This window comes from Exiguobacterium sp. SRB7LM, from assembly GCF_015712685.1.
GTDB lineage: Bacteria > Bacillota > Bacilli > Exiguobacteriales > Exiguobacteriaceae > Exiguobacterium > Exiguobacterium profundum.
Genome location: NZ_VWVR01000006.1, coordinates 1,485,978 through 1,503,416 on the forward strand (window position 1 = coordinate 1,485,978; position 17,439 = coordinate 1,503,416).

At 50.7% G+C, this 17,439-nt stretch carries 15 protein-coding genes and 1 riboswitch; of the genes, 4 read left to right on the forward strand and 11 right to left on the reverse strand.

What is annotated here, in order from left to right:
* The first annotated feature begins 183 nt into the window (after positions 1 to 183).
* A complete protein-coding gene (locus F3H97_RS08470; RefSeq protein ID WP_196431071.1) occupies positions 184 to 1,887 on the forward strand; it encodes a methyl-accepting chemotaxis protein in 1,704 nt (567 codons plus the stop codon).
* Positions 1,888 to 1,927: 40 nt separating this feature from the next.
* Here F3H97_RS08470 and F3H97_RS08475 read toward each other — a convergent pair whose 3' ends face one another.
* The 3 genes from F3H97_RS08475 to F3H97_RS08485 form a co-directional block, all read right to left on the reverse strand.
* Positions 1,928 to 3,289 (reverse strand): alanine/glycine:cation symporter family protein, encoded by a 1,362-nt coding sequence (locus tag F3H97_RS08475; protein WP_196431072.1) that lies wholly within the window; start codon positions 3,287 to 3,289, stop codon positions 1,928 to 1,930.
* 432 nt (positions 3,290 to 3,721) lie between these two features.
* Entirely contained in the window at positions 3,722 to 4,159 is a 438-nt protein-coding gene (gene bcp, locus F3H97_RS08480; RefSeq protein WP_074036111.1) for a thioredoxin-dependent thiol peroxidase, read from the reverse strand.
* A gap of 13 nt (positions 4,160 to 4,172) precedes the next feature.
* Positions 4,173 to 4,976 (reverse strand): hypothetical protein, encoded by an 804-nt coding sequence (locus tag F3H97_RS08485; protein WP_196431073.1) that lies wholly within the window; start codon positions 4,974 to 4,976, stop codon positions 4,173 to 4,175.
* Between the two features lie 171 nt (positions 4,977 to 5,147).
* Between F3H97_RS08485 and pruA the strand changes: the two genes are divergently transcribed.
* Positions 5,148 to 6,692 (forward strand): L-glutamate gamma-semialdehyde dehydrogenase, encoded by a 1,545-nt coding sequence (gene pruA, locus F3H97_RS08490; protein ID WP_196431074.1) that lies wholly within the window; start codon positions 5,148 to 5,150, stop codon positions 6,690 to 6,692.
* 37 nt (positions 6,693 to 6,729) lie between these two features.
* Here pruA and F3H97_RS08495 read toward each other — a convergent pair whose 3' ends face one another.
* The 6 genes from F3H97_RS08495 to F3H97_RS08520 form a co-directional block, all read right to left on the reverse strand.
* Positions 6,730 to 7,965, reverse strand: coding sequence for a GAF and HD-GYP domain-containing protein (locus tag F3H97_RS08495; RefSeq protein ID WP_196431075.1), 1,236 nt, complete (start codon positions 7,963 to 7,965; stop codon positions 6,730 to 6,732).
* Between the two features lie 125 nt (positions 7,966 to 8,090).
* Positions 8,091 to 8,555, reverse strand: coding sequence for a 6,7-dimethyl-8-ribityllumazine synthase (gene ribH, locus F3H97_RS08500; RefSeq protein ID WP_074036107.1), 465 nt, complete (start codon positions 8,553 to 8,555; stop codon positions 8,091 to 8,093).
* Positions 8,552 to 9,736 carry a bifunctional 3,4-dihydroxy-2-butanone-4-phosphate synthase/GTP cyclohydrolase II gene (locus tag F3H97_RS08505; protein WP_074036106.1) on the reverse strand — a complete coding sequence of 395 codons (1,185 nt, stop codon included), beginning with the start codon at positions 9,734 to 9,736 and terminating at the stop codon, positions 8,552 to 8,554. The genes ribH and F3H97_RS08505 overlap by 4 nt, the downstream gene beginning before the upstream one ends.
* Entirely contained in the window at positions 9,736 to 10,377 is a 642-nt protein-coding gene (gene ribE / locus F3H97_RS08510) for a riboflavin synthase (protein WP_196431076.1), read from the reverse strand. Before ribE ends, F3H97_RS08505 begins: the two co-directional genes overlap by 1 nt.
* Positions 10,377 to 11,441, reverse strand: coding sequence for a bifunctional diaminohydroxyphosphoribosylaminopyrimidine deaminase/5-amino-6-(5-phosphoribosylamino)uracil reductase RibD (gene ribD / locus F3H97_RS08515; protein ID WP_196431077.1), 1,065 nt, complete (start codon positions 11,439 to 11,441; stop codon positions 10,377 to 10,379). Before ribD ends, ribE begins: the two co-directional genes overlap by 1 nt.
* 152 nt (positions 11,442 to 11,593) lie before the next feature.
* Positions 11,594 to 11,736: riboswitch (FMN riboswitch) on the reverse strand.
* Positions 11,737 to 11,816: 80 nt separating this feature from the next.
* Complete coding sequence (locus F3H97_RS08520) at positions 11,817 to 12,629, reverse strand: undecaprenyl-diphosphate phosphatase (protein WP_196431078.1); 813 nt, start codon at positions 12,627 to 12,629, stop codon at positions 11,817 to 11,819.
* A 452-nt stretch (positions 12,630 to 13,081) separates the two neighbouring features.
* Between F3H97_RS08520 and F3H97_RS08525 the strand changes: the two genes are divergently transcribed.
* The gene (locus F3H97_RS08525; protein ID WP_074036101.1) at positions 13,082 to 13,723 is read left to right on the forward strand and encodes a homing endonuclease associated repeat-containing protein; all 642 of its coding nucleotides are present in this window, start codon (positions 13,082 to 13,084) and stop codon (positions 13,721 to 13,723) included.
* A gap of 45 nt (positions 13,724 to 13,768) precedes the next feature.
* Here the strand turns inward: F3H97_RS08525 and F3H97_RS08530 are convergent, their stop codons facing one another.
* Together F3H97_RS08530 and F3H97_RS08535 are read right to left on the reverse strand one after the other, a co-directional pair.
* Complete coding sequence (locus F3H97_RS08530; RefSeq protein WP_196431079.1) at positions 13,769 to 15,448, reverse strand: sensor domain-containing diguanylate cyclase; 1,680 nt, start codon at positions 15,446 to 15,448, stop codon at positions 13,769 to 13,771.
* Between the two features lie 288 nt (positions 15,449 to 15,736).
* Positions 15,737 to 16,567: a DegV family protein gene (locus tag F3H97_RS08535; RefSeq protein ID WP_159562782.1), complete on the reverse strand. Its 831-nt coding sequence runs from the start codon at positions 16,565 to 16,567 to the stop codon at positions 15,737 to 15,739.
* A gap of 161 nt (positions 16,568 to 16,728) precedes the next feature.
* Between F3H97_RS08535 and F3H97_RS08540 the strand changes: the two genes are divergently transcribed.
* Positions 16,729 to 17,427, forward strand: a complete 699-nt coding sequence (locus F3H97_RS08540) for an ABC transporter ATP-binding protein (RefSeq protein WP_196431080.1) — start codon at positions 16,729 to 16,731, stop codon at positions 17,425 to 17,427.
* Positions 17,428 to 17,439: the final 12 nt, after the last annotated feature.

Sequence of the window (17,439 nt, forward strand, 5' to 3'; positions counted from 1 at the left end):
GTTCATTATCATACCACTTTTTCATAAGACAAAAAAGGAAATCTATCTTGTGAGAAAATGTCTCCTTTTTGAGAAACTAGGGAAATCTTCTCCGAATATTGACCCGCTTTCGAAATCAGCTATACGGTCGATGTGCGATTCTGATTATGCTAATGGTAGAAAAGATTCGTAAGGAGGAATCGTATGTCGATTCGGAATAAACTCATCACTGCGTTTAGCATCATGTTTGTGCTACTCCTCGGTGTAAGCGGTTACTCATGGTACGCCTTGAACACATCAAAAGCAGCTCAAGAAGACATGACCGTTTCCTGGGTGCCAGGCATGGACCAGATTCATCAAGTCGATAAGCAACTGCTCGAAATCCGTCGTCATTTGATTCGTCACGCTCTCGTGGATGACGCCGTGACGAAACAAAACATCGAACGGGACATTCAAGCATCCGTCGCCATTTTGGAACAACGGATGGACGGCTATGAAGCGACGATTATCATGGAAGAAGATCAACAGCTCTTCGATGAAGCCCGTTCGAATTGGGATAACTTCCAAACGGTCATGAATGAACTCATTCGTATTTCAAATGAAGACGGTACAGAGGCCGCAGAGGCGTACATTCGCGATACGGCAACTGCAAGTGCCGATACGCTTTCGAACTCTCTCGGTCTTCTCGTCAACTTGAACCGCGAAGCGATTCAGTCGGACACAGCCGCAGCAGCTAAGATGTTTGAGCAAGTTCAGATGTCGCTCTTCATCGTACTTGGTGTCGCGGCTGTCATGACAATCCTCATGATGCTCTTCATCTTCCGCTCCATCTTTGAGCCGCTCAAAGAGTTCAAGACGAAGATGCATGAGCTCGCCACGAGTGATGGCGATTTGACGACATCGATTCCTGTGAAGCGCCGTGACGAGTTTGCCGGACTCGCACGTGACTTCAATCAATTCATCGCCAACTTGCGTCAGTTGATTCTTCAAGTGAACGACGTGACGACAGGCGTGACGAAGCAATCTACTCATATGTATGAAGAGTTGAAAGAACTCGACACATATATGACGACGACCGCTGCGACGACTGAAGACTTGACCGCCGGTATGCAACAGACGGCCGCAAGCGCGCAAGAGATGAACGCTTCCGCCTCGGATATGGAACGGACGATTCATCACATCGTGACGATGGCCGATGAGCGGAAAACCGAAGCGAGACAAATCGATGAGCGTGCCCTCTCCCTCAAGTCACATGCGGTGGAGGCGAAAGAGAATGCCATCAGCGTCCTTCAGTCGACACGCACAAACTTAGAGAAAGCGATGCAAGATGCGAAAGCCGTCCATGAGATCGCGACGCTAACGAACGACATCCTCGACATCGCCGCGCAGACGAACCTCTTGTCACTCAATGCCTCGATTGAAGCGGCTCGTGCCGGAGAGGCCGGACGCGGATTCGCCGTCGTCGCCGACGAGATTCGAAAACTCGCCGAAACGAGCCGGGCGACCGTCGAACGCATTCAAGTCATCTCGACGACCGTCCTTCATTCGGTCGACCATTTGAACGAGAGTTCTGGACAGATGCTCCACTTCCTCGACACAAACGTCTTGAAAGATTATGACCAACTTGAAGAGGCAGCCGGACAATATAGCGAGGACGCAGGTCGCTTCGAAACGACTGCGACCGAGTTCGCCGCCGCTGCCGGGGAGCTCGAACAATTGACGTCTAACATGATCGGCGTCATCCAAGACGTCGCAACGACCGTCAACAACGGGGCACTCGGTACGCAAGAAATCGCTGAAAAAGTGACGATGTCCGTCGAACGTTTCGCCGAGTTGAACCATGCGACGGAACAGTCGCAACAAAAGATGGAAGAACTCGATTCACTGATTCGCCAATTCAAGGTATGACAAAAACCCGCCGACACGTGCTGTCCGGCGGGTTTTCTCATCAAGCGGCAGATGACTGCCGTTCTTTTTTCCGTTCGAGTTCGAATCGTTTTGTCTCGGCGACGACCACACCTGAGAGGAACAAGAGTCCAATCAAGTTCGGGATAGCCATGAGACCGTTGAACACATCCGAGATGGACCAGATCAAATTCAAGTTCGTCGTCATCGCACCGAGTCCCGCGACTAAAATGTAGAGGACACGATATGGGACGATCACTTTTTCCCCGAGTAAATAATACGCTGAGCGTTCGCCGTAATAACACCAGCCGAGGACGGTTGAGTAGGCGAAGAAGACGAGCGAGATCGTCACGATGATTTCACCAATCGGTCCTAAGAAGTAAGCGAACGAGGCTTGCGTCAAGGCAATCCCTTCAAGCCCTTCCGTATATTGACCACCCATAACGATCGTGAGTCCCGTGATAGAACAGACAATGAGTGTGTCGATCAACACTTGTGTCATCGAAACGAGTGCTTGACGTCCCGGGAAGTCGGTCTTCGCTGCCGCGGCCGCAATCGGTGCAGATCCAAGTCCTGCCTCGTTAGAGAACACACCGCGCGCGACCCCGTAGCGAATCGCGGCACCTAACGCACCCCCTCCGATGGCTTCAGCACTGAATGTGCTCGAGAACATTGTCGATAAGGCACCTGGTACCAATTCAAGGTTCATGATGAGAATCACGAGCCCACTCCCGACATATGCGAAAATCATGAACGGGACGAAGATTCCGACGACTTTTCCGATTGATTTGACACCACCTAAGATGACGAATGCCGTGACCGCCATCATGACGACCCCTGTCACAACCATTGGGATGTTGAACGAGTTGTTCAAGGCGAGACTGATCGAGTTCGTTTGGACCCCGTTCCCAATCCCAAAGGCTGCGACCGATGCAAAGACGGCGAACAAGACGCCGAGCCACTTTTTCTTTAGTCCGTGTTCTAAGTAATACATCGGACCCCCGGCAATTTCGCCTCGTTCATCGACGACACGATATTTGACGGCAAGGATGGCCTCCGCATATTTCGTCGCCATCCCGACGAAACCAGATAACCACATCCAAACGACAGCACCCGGTCCCCCGAGGACAATCGCCGTCGCGACACCGACCATGTTTCCGGTACCGACCGTGGCCGCCAATGCCGTCATAAGTGCTTGGAAATGCGAGATGTCCCCGCGTTGCTTTTTCTTCGGTTGTTCTGGTTTCGGAATAAATGCTTCTTTCAGACCAACCCCAAGTCGCGTCACTTGGATAAATCCGAGACGGACGGTCAGGAAAATCCCTGTCCCGACGAGTAATATGAGTAAATGTGGCCCCCAGACGAGATTGGATAAACTCGTCAGCCAACTTTCAATTTGATTCACCGTGTTGCTCTCCTCCTACGTTCTTGATTTGAGCGCTCTCCCTATATTTTTCAGAACATTCACAATCGAGTCAAGGTACACCGCCTAAAGAAAGCGTTTTCAACACGTTATATAATTGTAATATTTTCCCTGAACCCTTATTCTTAAAAGCTTCTTAAAATTTATTTCGAAATATGATTGTAATATATATTCAACTGCATGAGCCCGGATTTCATGATCACTACGAACCGTTAATCGATAGACTACATCTCAATCAGAAATGGAGTGGTTGCAACCGTATAAAGCACGCTCGAAGCGGTTTGATAGCAGCGACCGAGTCGCGATGCGCCTCCTTGCTTGCTCCTAGGAAAGTGAGCCGGCACAAAAAAGACTGTAGACCCATGCGTGTCTACAGTCTGAAACCATTCATGACTTTTTCTTAAGTTTCTCGTTTTACGAACGAATGGCAGCCACGACTTCTTCGACGTGACCTTTCACTTTGACGTTGCGCCACTCTTGTTCGATATAGCCGTCCTCGTTGATTAAGAAAGTCGAACGGACGATGCCGTAATATTCTTTCCCGTAATTTTTCTTCAACTGCCAGACGCCGTAAAGCTCGGACACTTCATGTTCCTCGTCCACGAGTAAATCAAATGGGAGGTCATTCTTGGCGATAAAGTTTTGATGTTTCTTTTGACTGTCGGCCGATACCCCAAGGACGACCGCGCCTTCCATCTTCGGCAACGCATCGCGGAAATCGCATGCCTCGGTCGTGCAACCAGGTGTCGAATCTCGAGGATAGAAGTATAAGACGACTTTCTTGCCGAGATAGTCCTTTAATGAAACCATCTCTCCGTTTTGGTTCGGTAATGAAAATGTTGGTGCGAGCATCTGCTGTTCCTCCTTAGCCAAACGATGGGTCGACAAGTTGTTCGTCATAGCCATCGATCGCTTCTTCTAATTTTGTCTTTAATGGGTCAAGCACTTCGATATACTCGACTGGATCTTCCGTTGCAGCCGCTTTTCGGAGCGTCTCCTCGTTATCGGTGTACCACGTCTCATACGCTTTGAAATAGTCGGTCATGATGGTTTGGTTCTCCTCGACCGTCAACGTTTCCGCCATGAGCAGGAAGACGTTATTGTCTGCCTCGAGGGCCATATAATCCGTCTGTGCGTTGACTTGGTCATAGATCGGACCAGCCTCATCTTCCGGAATCTCGGCGAGACGGGCGTTCGCTTCGGCATTCACTCCGTACTCGTTCGCCTGGACACCGATGAGCAACTCTCCGACCTCGGCAATCACGTCTTTTGGTAAAGCGGCCGGTGTGATGACGAGTGACCACTCATCCCCTTCCTTCACAGCGATTTTACTGAGTCGGTTCGGGAGCGGGTTCCCTTCTTCATCGATCATCTCATGGACAAGGAACGCCACGTCTTCCTCTTCGTTGACCCAGCTCTTATAAATCTCACCAGGAGATAATTGACGGGTGACGGCACCAGTCGCCGGAATCTCGGTCAACCGGCCAGCATAATCAATTGATGCGAGTGCCTCAGCGTCTCCAGACTCGAGTGCCGTCTGATAGTCTGCGTACACGTCCGTGACAGCGTCCGGCAATGCGCGGTCTGTCTCTTCTACCACCGTCTCTTCCTCGTTCCCACATGCCCCGAGCATGAAGACGAGGAGTAGCGGAATGAACCATTTTTTCATGTTGTTCGTCCTTTCTAAAGCCTTGTTCTCCCCCATCCTATCACGTCTCGATTTCTTGCTCCAATGCCATGTGTTTCTGGAAAATTGTTTCACTAGGATTTCTACGATAATTTCGATACAATACAGACGTAAGCGCTTTAACGCTCAACATCACTTTAAGGGGGAACGAGAATGATTCCATACAAACATGAACCATTCACAGACTTTACACAAAAAGAGAATGCCGAAGCAATCCAAGCGGCAATCGAGAAAGTGAACGGTGAGCTCGGGAAAGACTATCCGCTCGTAATTGGTGGGGAAAAGGTTACGACGGAAGGTAAAATCACGTCTTACAACCCGGCTAACAAAGAAGAAGTGATCGGTCGCGTGTCAAAAGCGAACCAAGAGCTCGCAGAACGTGCGATGCAAGAAGCACTCACAGCATTTGACTCATGGCGCCATGTCGACCCGGCTGTCCGCGCCGACGTCTTGTTCAAAGCAGCGAACATCGTCCGCAAACGTAAGCATGAGTTCTCGGCTTACCTCGTCAAAGAAGCGGGTAAACCGTGGAACGAGGCAGATGCGGATACAGCGGAAGCAATCGACTTCATGGAATATTATGCACGTCAAATGCTCGAACTCAAACCAGGCAAGAAAGTGGAGAGCCGCCCAGGCGAATACAACCGGTATGACTACATCCCACTCGGGGTCGGGATCGTCATCAGCCCATGGAACTTCCCATTCGCAATCATGGCCGGTACAGCAGTTGCGGCCATCGTCGCCGGTAACACAATTCTCTTGAAACCAGCTTCGACGACGCCAATCGTCGCTGCGAAATTCGTCGAAGTGATGGAAGAGGCAGGTCTTCCAAAAGGCGTGCTCAACTTCATCCCGGGACCGGGTGCAGAAGTCGGGGACTATCTCGTCGACCATCCGAAGACACGCTTCATCAGCTTCACAGGATCGCGTGATGTGGGACTCCGCATCAACGAACGTGCGTCTAAGTTGAACGAAGGTCAAATTTGGCTCAAACGCGTGATCGCGGAGATGGGTGGAAAAGATACGATCGTCGTCGACGAATCAGCCGACCTCGAGCTCGCTGCACAATCGATCGTGAAATCGGCATTCGGTTTCTCTGGTCAGAAATGTTCGGCTTGTTCACGTGCCGTCATCGTCGACAGCGTGTATGATACGGTACTTGACCGTGTCGTCGAACTCACGAACGAACTCTCTGTCGGAAACACAGAGAAGAACGAACACTTCATGGGACCAGTCATCGACGCATCGGCCTTCAAGAAGATCACATCGTACTTCGATGTCGCAAAAGAAGAAGGACGCATCGTCGCAGGTGGGAAAGCAGACGATTCAACAGGCTACTTCATCGAGCCGACTGTCGTCGCAGACGTCGACCCGAAAGCACGCCTCATGCAAGAAGAGATTTTCGGACCAATCGTCGCCTTCACGAAAGCGAAAGACTTCAAAGAAGCAATCGCTATCGCGAACAACACAGAATACGGCTTGACAGGGGCGGTCCTCACACGTGACCGTATGAATCAAGAATACGCTCGCCAAAACTTCCACGTTGGGAACCTTTACTTCAACCGTGGTTGCACAGGCGCAATCGTCGGCTATCAGCCGTTCGGTGGATTCAACATGTCAGGTACGGATTCAAAAGCAGGTGGCCCGGATTACATCCAACTCCACATGCAAGCGAAAACAACATCTGAAACGTTCTAATCAAAAAGGAGACGCTCCCCGAGGGGACGTCTCCTTTTTAGTGTGCTTTAAATGTCTGATCGAACATAATGGCGATTTCTTCTTGATGAACCAGGAATAATTCGAACAAAGTCGGGTCGAACGCCCCTTCCATGTCTCGCATCGCAATAATCGCATCCTTATGAGTATAGGCCGGCTTATACGGTCGGACCGTCCGTAGTGCGTCATAGACGTCGATGATGGTGACGATTCGAGCCGCGAGCGGGATGTCTTCCCCTTTCAGTCCTTGGTTGTACCCGGTGCCGTCCCAGCGCTCGTGATGATACAGTGCGATGTGATAGGCCATTTGAATGAAGTAGTTCTGAGGGAACTGTGTCTGCAAATCTTTCAACACTTCGCCGCCGACACGCACATGGTCACGCATGAATACCCATTCCTGGTCGGACAGTTGATTTGCTTTGAGTAAAATTGCGTCCGGAACAGAGATTTTGCCGATATCATGGAGCGGTGCCGCGAGACGGATTCCTTCGATAAAGAGCGGTGACACTTCCGGATGGTGATGATCGTATAAAAACGTCGCGAACAACGTCGATAGATCCTGCACCCGCTCGATATGGTTCCCCGTCTCGTTGTTACGGAGTGCGGACAAACGTAACAGCGTGCGGACAAGCCCCTCTTGATAATCGATCAACTCTTTTTCACGCTCGGCGAGGACCCGCTGCGCTTCTTCCCGCCCGGCCTCGATGCGGTGTCGCTCGACCGCCCCGAGCAGCGCATTGCTGAAATCTTGTAGCGCCTGTTGTTCGTACTCCGTGTACGTCCGTTCCGAGACGACGGAATCAAACCCGACAAATCCCTGACACGACTTCCCTTGCATCATGGGGACCGCGAGCAAACTTTGAATCGCTTGCGGTTCTAAGATGGCGCGGACGGCGCTCCCTTCAGGTAAATCGGCGACCCGTGGAATATACATCGTCTCACCCGCCACATGGGTATTCACCCACTCGGGCAGCACATCAATCGGCACGTCTTGAAGATTGTCCATTTCAGCCGTGATTCCTTCGGCGCACCATTCGAACGTGTTATGGCAGACTTGCTTCGTAAAATCATAATCGAAGACATAGACGCGGTCGACCGCGAAATAATGTCCAAGTTCGGCCAGCGATTGGTCAACCCGCTTTTTGAAATCCGCAATCTCTGTCGTTAAAAAGCGATTGAGGAGTGACGAAAGCAGGTGATGGAGTCGCTCTTGTTGTTGTAACTGTAACGTCAATGATTCGTGCGAAGTTGCCATGTGCCAAACCTCCCTTATCGTTCAAATACATGCATTCGTTCCATGCACTTATTTTACCCATTTTTCAGTTTTTTCATCCTAGTTCAACCATTTGAAAAACCGGGTGATTGTCACCCGGTTCGTGATCACACTTGCTTCAATAGATTGGCCATCTCGATGGCAGAAGTCGCCGCTTCCCACCCTTTGTTGCCCGCTTTCGTACCCGCACGCTCAATCGCCTGTTCAATCGTCTCCGTCGTCAACACGCCGAAGATGACCGGGACTTCGGATTGATAGCTCGCCTGGGCGATCCCTTTTGCCGCTTCGTTACAGACGTAATCAAAATGCGGGGTCGCACCACGGATGACGGCTCCGAGCGTGATGACCGCGTCGTATTGTTTGCTCATCGCCATTTTTTTCGCGACGAGCGGGAGTTCAAATGCTCCTGGGACGAAGGCGAGCGACACATCCTCTTCCTTCACCCCATGACGTTTCAAGGCATCCTTCGCCCCGTCAAGCAGACGCATCGTGATCAAGTCGTTGAACCGTCCGACGACGATTCCAATCTTTAAGCCTTCTCCAACTAAGTTTCCTTCAAATGTATAGGTCATGTCCATGTTCCTCCAATATGATTCATTTTGAGTTGTTTCGTCAGGCGATACGATTCGTTCGCTTCATGCGCACCGACATGAATCGGAACGCGTTCGACGACCGTGATGCCACATGATTCCAAGGCATCGACTTTATCGGGGTTGTTCGTCATGAGCCGGACACGGGTGACGCCAAGATCACGAAGCATCGCCGCGCTCACCCGATAGTCCCGAAGGTCCGGATGAAACCCGAGTGCCACGTTCGCCTCGACCGTGTCCAATCCATTCTCTTGAAGGGCGTACGCCTTCAGTTTGTTCAACAGTCCGATGCCTCGCCCTTCTTGACGCATATAGAGCACGATGCCCGATTCCTGCTCGATTCGTGCCATCGCCGTGTCCAGTTGCGGACCGCAGTCACATCGGAACGAACCGAAGACGTCACCGGTCAGACATTCGGAGTGAATGCGAACGAGCGGGACCTCCTCAAGCGTCTCCGTCACGAGCGCCACATGCTCTTCACGGTCCATTCGATTCTCATACCCTATCATGCGAAACGTTCCTTTTGAGGAAGGTAGGGACACGTCCGCAACACGTGTGACGAGGTTCTCCTCCATATATCGGACTAACGCTTCGATAGTGATGAATGCCAACCCGTGGCGTTCAGCGACTTGTACCAAATCAGGTACGCGTGCCATCTCCCCGTCCTCTCGAATGATTTCACAGATGACCGCGACCGGCTCACTTCCTGCGAGTCGCGCCAGGTCGACAGACGCTTCGGTATGACCTCGGCGAACGGAGACGCCTCCCTTCTTCGCAATGAGCGGGAACAGATGTCCCGGACGTTGAAAATCGGATGGATGGGACGATGGGTTCGCTAACTCACGAACGGTGTGAGACCGTTCACTCGCCGAGATACCAGTCGTCGAATCGATATGGTCGACACTGACCGTGAAGGCGGTACCGTGTGGGTCTGTACTGTTCGTCACCATCGGCGCGAGGTCGAGACGAACTGCCACTTCTTCTGCTACGGCGCTACAGACGAGTCCTTTCCCTTCCGTGATCAAAAAGTTCATCGTTTCCGGTGTCATCTTGTCACCGAGTACGACAAAGTCCCCTTCATTCTCACGGTCCTCATCATCCACGACGATGATGGGACGTCCTCGTCTCAGTTCCTCAACCGCCCGTTCAATCGAATCAAACATTACCATCCCGCCTTTCCATATCCTTGTTCCGCCAAAGACTCGAGCGTCATCTTCGACTGCCCGACGACCTTTTCCATATATTTTGCTAACAGATCACATTCTAAATTGACTAAATCACCCGTCTGTTTCATCCCAAGCACGGTCTCGCTGTATGTGTGTGGAATCAAGGACAGGGTAAACCCACGCTCTGACACATCGAACACAGTCAAACTCGTTCCATCTACAGATATCGAGCCTTTCGGGACAATATAGGAAAGGAGCGCGCGGTCACACTGGATATCAACATAGACCGCATTCGCGAGAGGACGTTTCTTCGTGATTCGCCCGACCCCGTCGACATGACCGGATACGAAATGTCCGCCAAACCGTCCGTTCGCCGGCATCGCTCGTTCGAGATTGACAGGTGTTCCAGGCTTGACCCCATCTAGGCTCGATGCCTTCAATGTTTCTGGCATGACATCGACAGAGAACGTCGCGTCATCGAACGTCGTCACCGTGAGACAGATCCCATTCACGGCAATGCTGTCCCCGAGCTTCACATCCTCAAGCACTTTCACAGCGGACAAAACGAGTCGTAAAGATGGTCCGTTGCGCTTGACCGCTTTGACCGATCCGATTTCTTCTACGATTCCCGTGAACATCAGAGCGCCCCCTTTCGAAGGACGACTTTCAGGTCGGGTCCAATCGTTTCGACCTGATGAATCGTAAAACGGGATATCCCATCGATCGTCCCTTCCTGCTGTGAGCGATAGACGCCATGCTTCCCACCGAACACCCGTGGTGATTGATAGGCGACCCATTCATCCACGTAGCCTCCGTCAAGAAGTGAGGTGACAAGCGTCGGTCCGGCCTCGATCAACACACGCCCAATCCCATTTGCGTATAGCGTCTCAAGAACCGTGCCGAGTGACGTATAATCGAATAATTCGATACCGACGGCTTGAGCTCGTTCACGTCGTTCTGCCTCATCTGACGAAGTGAAGAGGAGCACCGGGACGTCTTCGGCGGTACGTGCTAACGTACTGGCGAGCGGTAACCTCAGGTCACGGTCGAGCACGACTCGTTTCGGCTGTCGCGTCACGCGGTCCAATCGAACCGTAAGCGATGGGTCATCCGCGAGCACCGTTCCAATCCCGGTCAAAATCGCATCGACCGTGGCACGAAGTTCATGCACATCACGACGGGCTTCCGAACTCGTCACCCATTGACTCTCCCCCGTCTCTAAGGCAACTTTCCCATCGAGGCTCGTTGCCGTCTTCAAGATGACGTATGGTCGTTTCGTCTCAAGCGACCGCAAAAATGCCGGATTCAAGGCACGCGCCTCTTCCTCAAGTAGACCCACATCGACTTCGACACCGGCCGCTTGCAGGCGCACGATCCCATTGCCTGCGACGAGTGGATTCGGATCTTTCATGGCGACGACGACACGTTTGATGCCCGATTCTACAATCAAATCGGCGCACGGCGGTGTCTTGCCGTGATGCGAGCACGGTTCGAGCGTGACATATAAAGTCGCCCCGGATGCAGCCGCACCGGCCATTCGAATCGCATGCACTTCAGCATGTGGTTCGCCCGCCTTAAGGTGGGCACCCATTCCGACGATACGCCCGTCTTTCACGAGAACGGCACCGACGAGTGGATTGACACCGGTCTGCCCATCGGCTGATTTCGCCAATTGAATGGCCTGTTCCATGTACTGTTTCATCGTTCTCCCTCCTTTTTCCGTACAAACAAAAGACCCTAAGGAGCAGTCCTTAGGGTCTTGGTGGGAGGGTTTCGTCGAATTTTGGCAAGCCAAATAAACGTTTTCTATACAGAAAAGCGTACGACGAAGCACAGGTCACGTGGACCTGTTTTTTGTTCCTTCTCCCATCCAGACTATACTGTCGGCTCTAGAGTCTCACTAGATCCACCGTTCGCACACGTGCGCCCGGGTCACGGACTTAGGGCATAGGCCCATCACCGCCGGTTGGGAATTTCACCCGACCCCGAAGGAATATTTGTTTGTACAGGTTTACTGTATCGCAATTGTTTTTATTTCGCAAAACAAAAAACGCTACTCGTGAGAGTAGCGCCTCGATTATGCGAGAAAGAGGACGACGAGAAGCCCAACAATCCAGCAGTAATATGAAAAATACTTCAATTCGCCTTTTGCCATGATGTGCTGGAACCACTTCAATGAAATGGCGGTCAACACGTATGATGCGATAAATGCCAAAAGGAGCGGACCGAACAAATCACGCGTATCTGGGTTTGTGAACAACGTCGGACCGTCCAAGATCATCGTCCCGAGACTAATCGGAATGAACAGGAAGAACGAGAACCGAAGCGCGGATTCCTGTTTGATCCCGAGGAGCATCGCCATGACGATAGTCGCCCCGGACCGGCTGATTCCGGGAATAAGTGCCACGGCCTGGGCAAGTCCGATCAACACGGCGTCACGTAGCGTAATACCACCATCGCCCTTGTTTCCTCGCATGTTCCGGATGAACCAGAGGGCGAGTCCCGTAATGATGAGCGTATAGCCGACTGTCGCCACGCCACCGAGCACCTCGGCGATCCAGTCACCAAACAGGACACCGAGCACACCGGCCGGAACGGTCGCGACAAGTAACAGCCCGATGAACTTCACGTCGACCATCGTCTCATTCGAACGGTCTTTCTTAAATAAAAACGTCCACAAACTCATGATGAGACGAACGACGTCTTGACGATAGATTGTTAAAACCGCAAGAAGCGATGCAAAGTTTACGAAAACTTCAAATGACAATCCCGGCAAGTCAATGTTAAATAGTTCTTGGAAGATGACAAGATGTCCGCTCGATGAAATCGGGATGGGCTCTGTGAACCCTTGAATCAATCCAAGTAACGTATAAAATAACCAAACTGTCATAGTGATGATCCTCTTTTCTGTTTTTCACTCAATGCGGCTATTTTAGCAGAATCGGTCTTTCATTGACCAGCCATTAAAATTTTTTTGCCGTAATTTCAATATTTGATTGATTAGTCTGAAAATTAAATTTATTATAGAAGGGTACTCATCTGGAGCGAAGGCGATGACCCCAACTCTCCAGCTGGGTACTTTTTTATAAAAATATTACAAATTTGGGTGATTAAAACTTTATGTTTACATTTCTCTCGAAATTCGATTTAATTTGTAATAGAACTGTTACCATTTTTTGAAATTATCAACTGCGACTTTAGTCCTATCCAATTCCTAGGAATTGTTTAAAATTTTTCAAAATCACGTTAATAAATCCGAAAAACAATCCGATAGTATGATTGTAGGAGCATTTTTTTATCTTTGTCGGTTCAGATTTGAGTCCACGGAAGGAGGAACCATCATTGAATCAAACGCTATCCACTAAATCCCATCACTTGTCTACCGAACAGCAAAGGATGATCCATTGCATTCGTCTTCTCGGGGACTTGTTGAAGGAACGTCCACGCCGTTCTGTCTATCGCCGCTTCGCAATGGAACAGAATTGGCCGTCTCCTGAGTCGATCATTCGTCAGTTCGGGTCATGGGCTGAGGCACTTGCCATCGCAGGCTATGAATGGCATGGAGAGTCAACCGTCGAATTGCCAGACAAAATGCCGAAGTATACACGCGAGGACATCATCGAGACGCTCGCCATTTATTCGCGAGACATGGGCTCGATCATCACCTTGAAGAAGTATCAGCAATGGCGAAAGCTCCATCCGAAGGCACCGAGCCATTATCATATAGTCAAGACGTTCGGTTCGTGGCATGATGCCTGTGCCGAGGCAGGACTTGAGGCGAGTGTGACCTATTCGAAAACAGAACTCTCGAACGCCCTTCGTGAAGCCATTCAGGAAATGGGCTTCTCGCTCTCATTCGAAGCTTACCGTGAATGGGCAAAGCGCAACAACAAACCTTCAACGAAAGCGATCTTGCATCGCTATGGCTCCTGGTCAGCCGCCGTTCATGCGGTTGAATCTGAACTTTATAATACGAACTCATAATCATTTCATACGAAAGGAGGATCCACCATTTTGGGGATCCTCCTTTCATCTGACCTCTGTCGACAGATCATGATAGTGGGCGACACGATCTCGCCCGTTGAATTTCGCCCCGACATACATGGCCCGGTCCGCATGTCGCAAGACTGTATCGAGGTCTTCATATTCATAAATCGTTTCAATCCCGATACTCGCCGTCACCGTGATGCGCGTGCCTTCTGTCCCAAAATCATGGCGCTTCAAGGCGTTTCGTATCTTTTCACCGACCAGATTGGCGGCCGCCTCATTCATTCTCGGGAAGACGAACACGAACTCTTCGCCTCCGTAGCGCGTCACCAAGTCCGTCGCTCGAACATTGCGAGTAAAGAGTTGACCTGCTTCAATCAACACCTCGTCCCCGAATGCATGACCGTATGTGTCATTGATCGATTTGAAGTGGTCCAAATCAATCAAGAAAACAGAGAGCGGATAGGACGCCACATCGTTCAAACGTTCTTTCGTCCAACGTCGTAGTGCCCGCTGATTATGTAATCCCGTTAACGGATCTGTCAAACTCTCGTGTTGCAAACGTTTGCGTTCATCGATGCGTTCGATTGACCAAGATAACGTCTTGAGGAGGCGGTTCACCTCAATAGCAATCGGGGTCTCGTATGCCCCGTTCGCTGTCGTCGATACCATGCAGCTGACCGCCGTTTCCGCTCCCCAAACGGGTTGGATGACGAGCGCCGAATGGTGTAGTTCCTGTTGGTTTCGCTGCAATTCAGGATGCCATTCATGGAGCGAGTCATAGACGAAACACGGTTCGTCCTCATCATGATACCGTTCAATCGTGAAGGCATCCGGCACACTCGGGATGACGCGACCGGTCATATCATAAAACGTCCGCTCCCCTTTTCGATTGACCTGTAGCCAACCACGCTCCACTTCGACGATATCACGTAGACCGTTCCAAAACTTCTCAATCAACAATTGCTCGCTGTCCACGCGGTACAGCTGTTCTTTCAAGCGTTCGACTTGATCGACTCTCGACTTGGTTTCTTCCGTCTCCGTCGCTTTCGACATCGTCATCTTTAGGACAGATAGTACGAAGAACGTGACGATGAGTCCGACATAACCGAAGATGAGATACGACTCGATGGCAATCATCGTGAACAAAAGTTCGAGTGACACGACGAGCCAATCAAAGCGAATCAATCGCCACATAATCGGGAACGGGATCCGTTCTCCAACCATGAAGTAGGATAAAGCAAAACTCATCGTCAAGACGAGGAACAAGGTGCCTAAAAACGCCAACATCGCCACGCCTTGTTGCATTAAATGAATCGGCTCTCCGATCTGTCCACCGAGAGCGATATAGGCGAGCCCCGGCAACAGAACGAGCAGACATTCAATCACCGTGTTGAGCGGATAGAAATGAAGGAACCGTCGTCGCCCGACGCGACGATTGAAGGCTCGCGCCTGAAACGTGAAGAGGAGCAATTGCCCCATCAACAGTGCGGGCGCCAGTCCGTATAAAAAGAATGTGATAAAGACAAACATCTCATGGAACGTGAAGTGAAGATGCCTGCGCTTTAAAGGATTCATGACGAACAATGCCCCAAGCGTATAGATGAACCAAAACAACGGCCAGTCGAACGCCTCAAGGTTTTGGAAAGTCAAATACGTCACTCCCGTGAAGACGAGCGTCCACGCGAACCAGCTCCGAACTAGGTACTTCCGAAATCGCATCGTCTTCCCCCCTTTTCTCGTTCATTTTTTCTAGTATGACCCGTAATGCAAAAACATTCCAGCAATTGTTTGAAAGTTGAGACAATGAAATATTGAAATGATTCCCAATTTGATGTTTCGCTTTTCTAGATGTCGGCAACAACTTGGATAAAGGGGGCTAACCATGGACTTTTCTCTATTTCTGATCACGTTTTTGATCATCTATTCGCTCACTATCACACTTCTCTATTTGCGGAAACAAAAGAATACGTAAAAGGGCGATCCTCGTAGGAGGACCGCCCTTAATCATTATTTCGCTTTCAAATAAGAAATTCCAATTGACCCGGATCCCGTATGCGCCCCAAGAAGTGGTGCGAGTGTATCAACTCTGATCGGAATCGTGTCACCGAGTTGTTTTTTCCACTCCTCAGCAAGCTCAGGGACATTTCCGTGGAAAATCGAGACGTCCTGACATTCACCGGACTCGATTGCCGCACGTAACACTTCGAACAAATGGGCTTGTGCTTTCTTGTATGTGCGGACCGTTTGATACGGGACAATCAAACCGTCTTCGAATCGAAGTACAGGTTTCAATTGAAGCATGTTCCCGATGAGCGCCTTCGATTTAGAGATTCGACCGCCTTTTTGCATCTGCGTCAAGTTTTGAAGCGTCAATTCGATGCGGACGTCCTCGACGCGCTTCTTCATGTATGCTTCCACGTCTTCAAGCGCATCGCCTCTTTCGACGCGTTCAATCAACTCCTCGAACATGAGTCCCATCGTATAGATACCTGCCCGTGAATCGAAGGCGAGCAACTTGAACTCCGCAATCTCAGCCCCTTGAACGGACGCCGAATACGTCCCACTCAGGTCAGACGATAGGTGAATCGCGATGCCCATATCGTACTCTTCTTTCAATTTTTCATAGAGTGTGACGAAATCCCCGATCGCGGGCTGACTCGTCGAGACGCGCTCTCCCGCGTCAATCCACTCGTAAACCGTTTTCGCATCGACTTCGATTCCATCTTTATACGGCTGGTCCCCTTTGACGACATAGAGCGGGACAATGTGGATGTCAGGATGTTGCGCTAATGCATCTGGAAGGACAATCGTGCTGTCCGTGATGTAAGCAATCTTCATAAAGAGTTCTCCCTTAAAAAAAGTTTTTAGTACCTGGTTATATTATTTTATCACAGGTGAAGCGGTTTCACTATTTTTTCAAAACATCCTATGTGTAGCTCGTCCAATCACTTCTCGAAAAGGGTATACCTTAGATAACAAATAAAGGAGGCGTGTGTGGCATGATCGAACTACGGAACGTCAGCAAAATCTATAAGACAGGCGACGTGGAAACGGTCGCCTTGAAAGACATCGACCTCACCATCCGGGATGGCGCGTTCGTCGTGATCCTCGGTCCGAGCGGGAGCGGGAAGAGTACACTGCTCAACGTCATCAGCGGACTCGACACGGTCACCTCAGGTAAGATCACGTTCGGCGACACCGTGCTGACCGACCTATCCGTCGATCAGATGACCGCTTTTCGACGCGACCATCTCGGCTTCATCTTTCAACAGTACAACCTTCTTCAAAACTTGACCGTCTATGAGAACGTACAAATCGGTTCTGACTTGACGAAAGACCCGCTGCCGATTGATGAATTGCTCGAACAAGTCGGGCTCGCAGCGGCACGTGATAAATATCCCTATCAACTATCGGGCGGTGAGCAGCAACGTGTCTCCGTCGCCCGCAGCCTCGCCAAAAATCCCGCCATCATCTTTTGTGACGAACCGACGGGCTCACTCGACGAGGAAAATTCGAAGAGAGTACTCGAACTATTGGAACGATTGAACACGACGTATCAAAAAACGGTCGTCGTCATCACACACAATAATGGAATCAGTGAGATGGCGGACGATGTCATCAAGATGAACTCCGGTCGAATCGTGGAGGTGACCCATCATGAGACCCGGGTCGCGGCACGTGACATCCATTGGGGATAAGGGGGTGGCGAC

Excerpts from the sequence above, each read along its gene's own strand:
- F3H97_RS08520 (WP_196431078.1), bottom strand. The coding sequence starts at position 12,629 with ATGACAGTTTGGTTATTTTATACGTTACTTGGATTGATTCAAGGGTTC.
- F3H97_RS08485 (WP_196431073.1), bottom strand. The coding sequence starts at position 4,976 with ATGAAAAAATGGTTCATTCCGCTACTCCTCGTCTTCATGCTCGGGGCA.
- pruA (WP_196431074.1), top strand. The coding sequence starts at position 5,148 with ATGATTCCATACAAACATGAACCATTCACAGACTTTACACAAAAAGAG.
- F3H97_RS08530 (WP_196431079.1), bottom strand. The coding sequence starts at position 15,448 with ATGCGATTTCGGAAGTACCTAGTTCGGAGCTGGTTCGCGTGGACGCTC.
- ribE (WP_196431076.1), bottom strand. The coding sequence starts at position 10,377 with ATGTTCACGGGAATCGTAGAAGAAATCGGATCGGTCAAAGCGGTCAAG.
- F3H97_RS08540 (WP_196431080.1), top strand. The coding sequence starts at position 16,729 with ATGATCGAACTACGGAACGTCAGCAAAATCTATAAGACAGGCGACGTG.
- ribH (WP_074036107.1), bottom strand. The coding sequence starts at position 8,555 with ATGACCTATACATTTGAAGGAAACTTAGTTGGAGAAGGCTTAAAGATT.
- F3H97_RS08535 (WP_159562782.1), bottom strand. The coding sequence starts at position 16,567 with ATGAAGATTGCTTACATCACGGACAGCACGATTGTCCTTCCAGATGCA.
- F3H97_RS08495 (WP_196431075.1), bottom strand. The coding sequence starts at position 7,965 with ATGGCAACTTCGCACGAATCATTGACGTTACAGTTACAACAACAAGAG.
- F3H97_RS08505 (WP_074036106.1), bottom strand. The coding sequence starts at position 9,736 with ATGTTTGATTCGATTGAACGGGCGGTTGAGGAACTGAGACGAGGACGT.
- bcp (WP_074036111.1), bottom strand. The coding sequence starts at position 4,159 with ATGCTCGCACCAACATTTTCATTACCGAACCAAAACGGAGAGATGGTT.
- F3H97_RS08470 (WP_196431071.1), top strand. The coding sequence starts at position 184 with ATGTCGATTCGGAATAAACTCATCACTGCGTTTAGCATCATGTTTGTG.
- ribD (WP_196431077.1), bottom strand. The coding sequence starts at position 11,441 with ATGAAACAGTACATGGAACAGGCCATTCAATTGGCGAAATCAGCCGAT.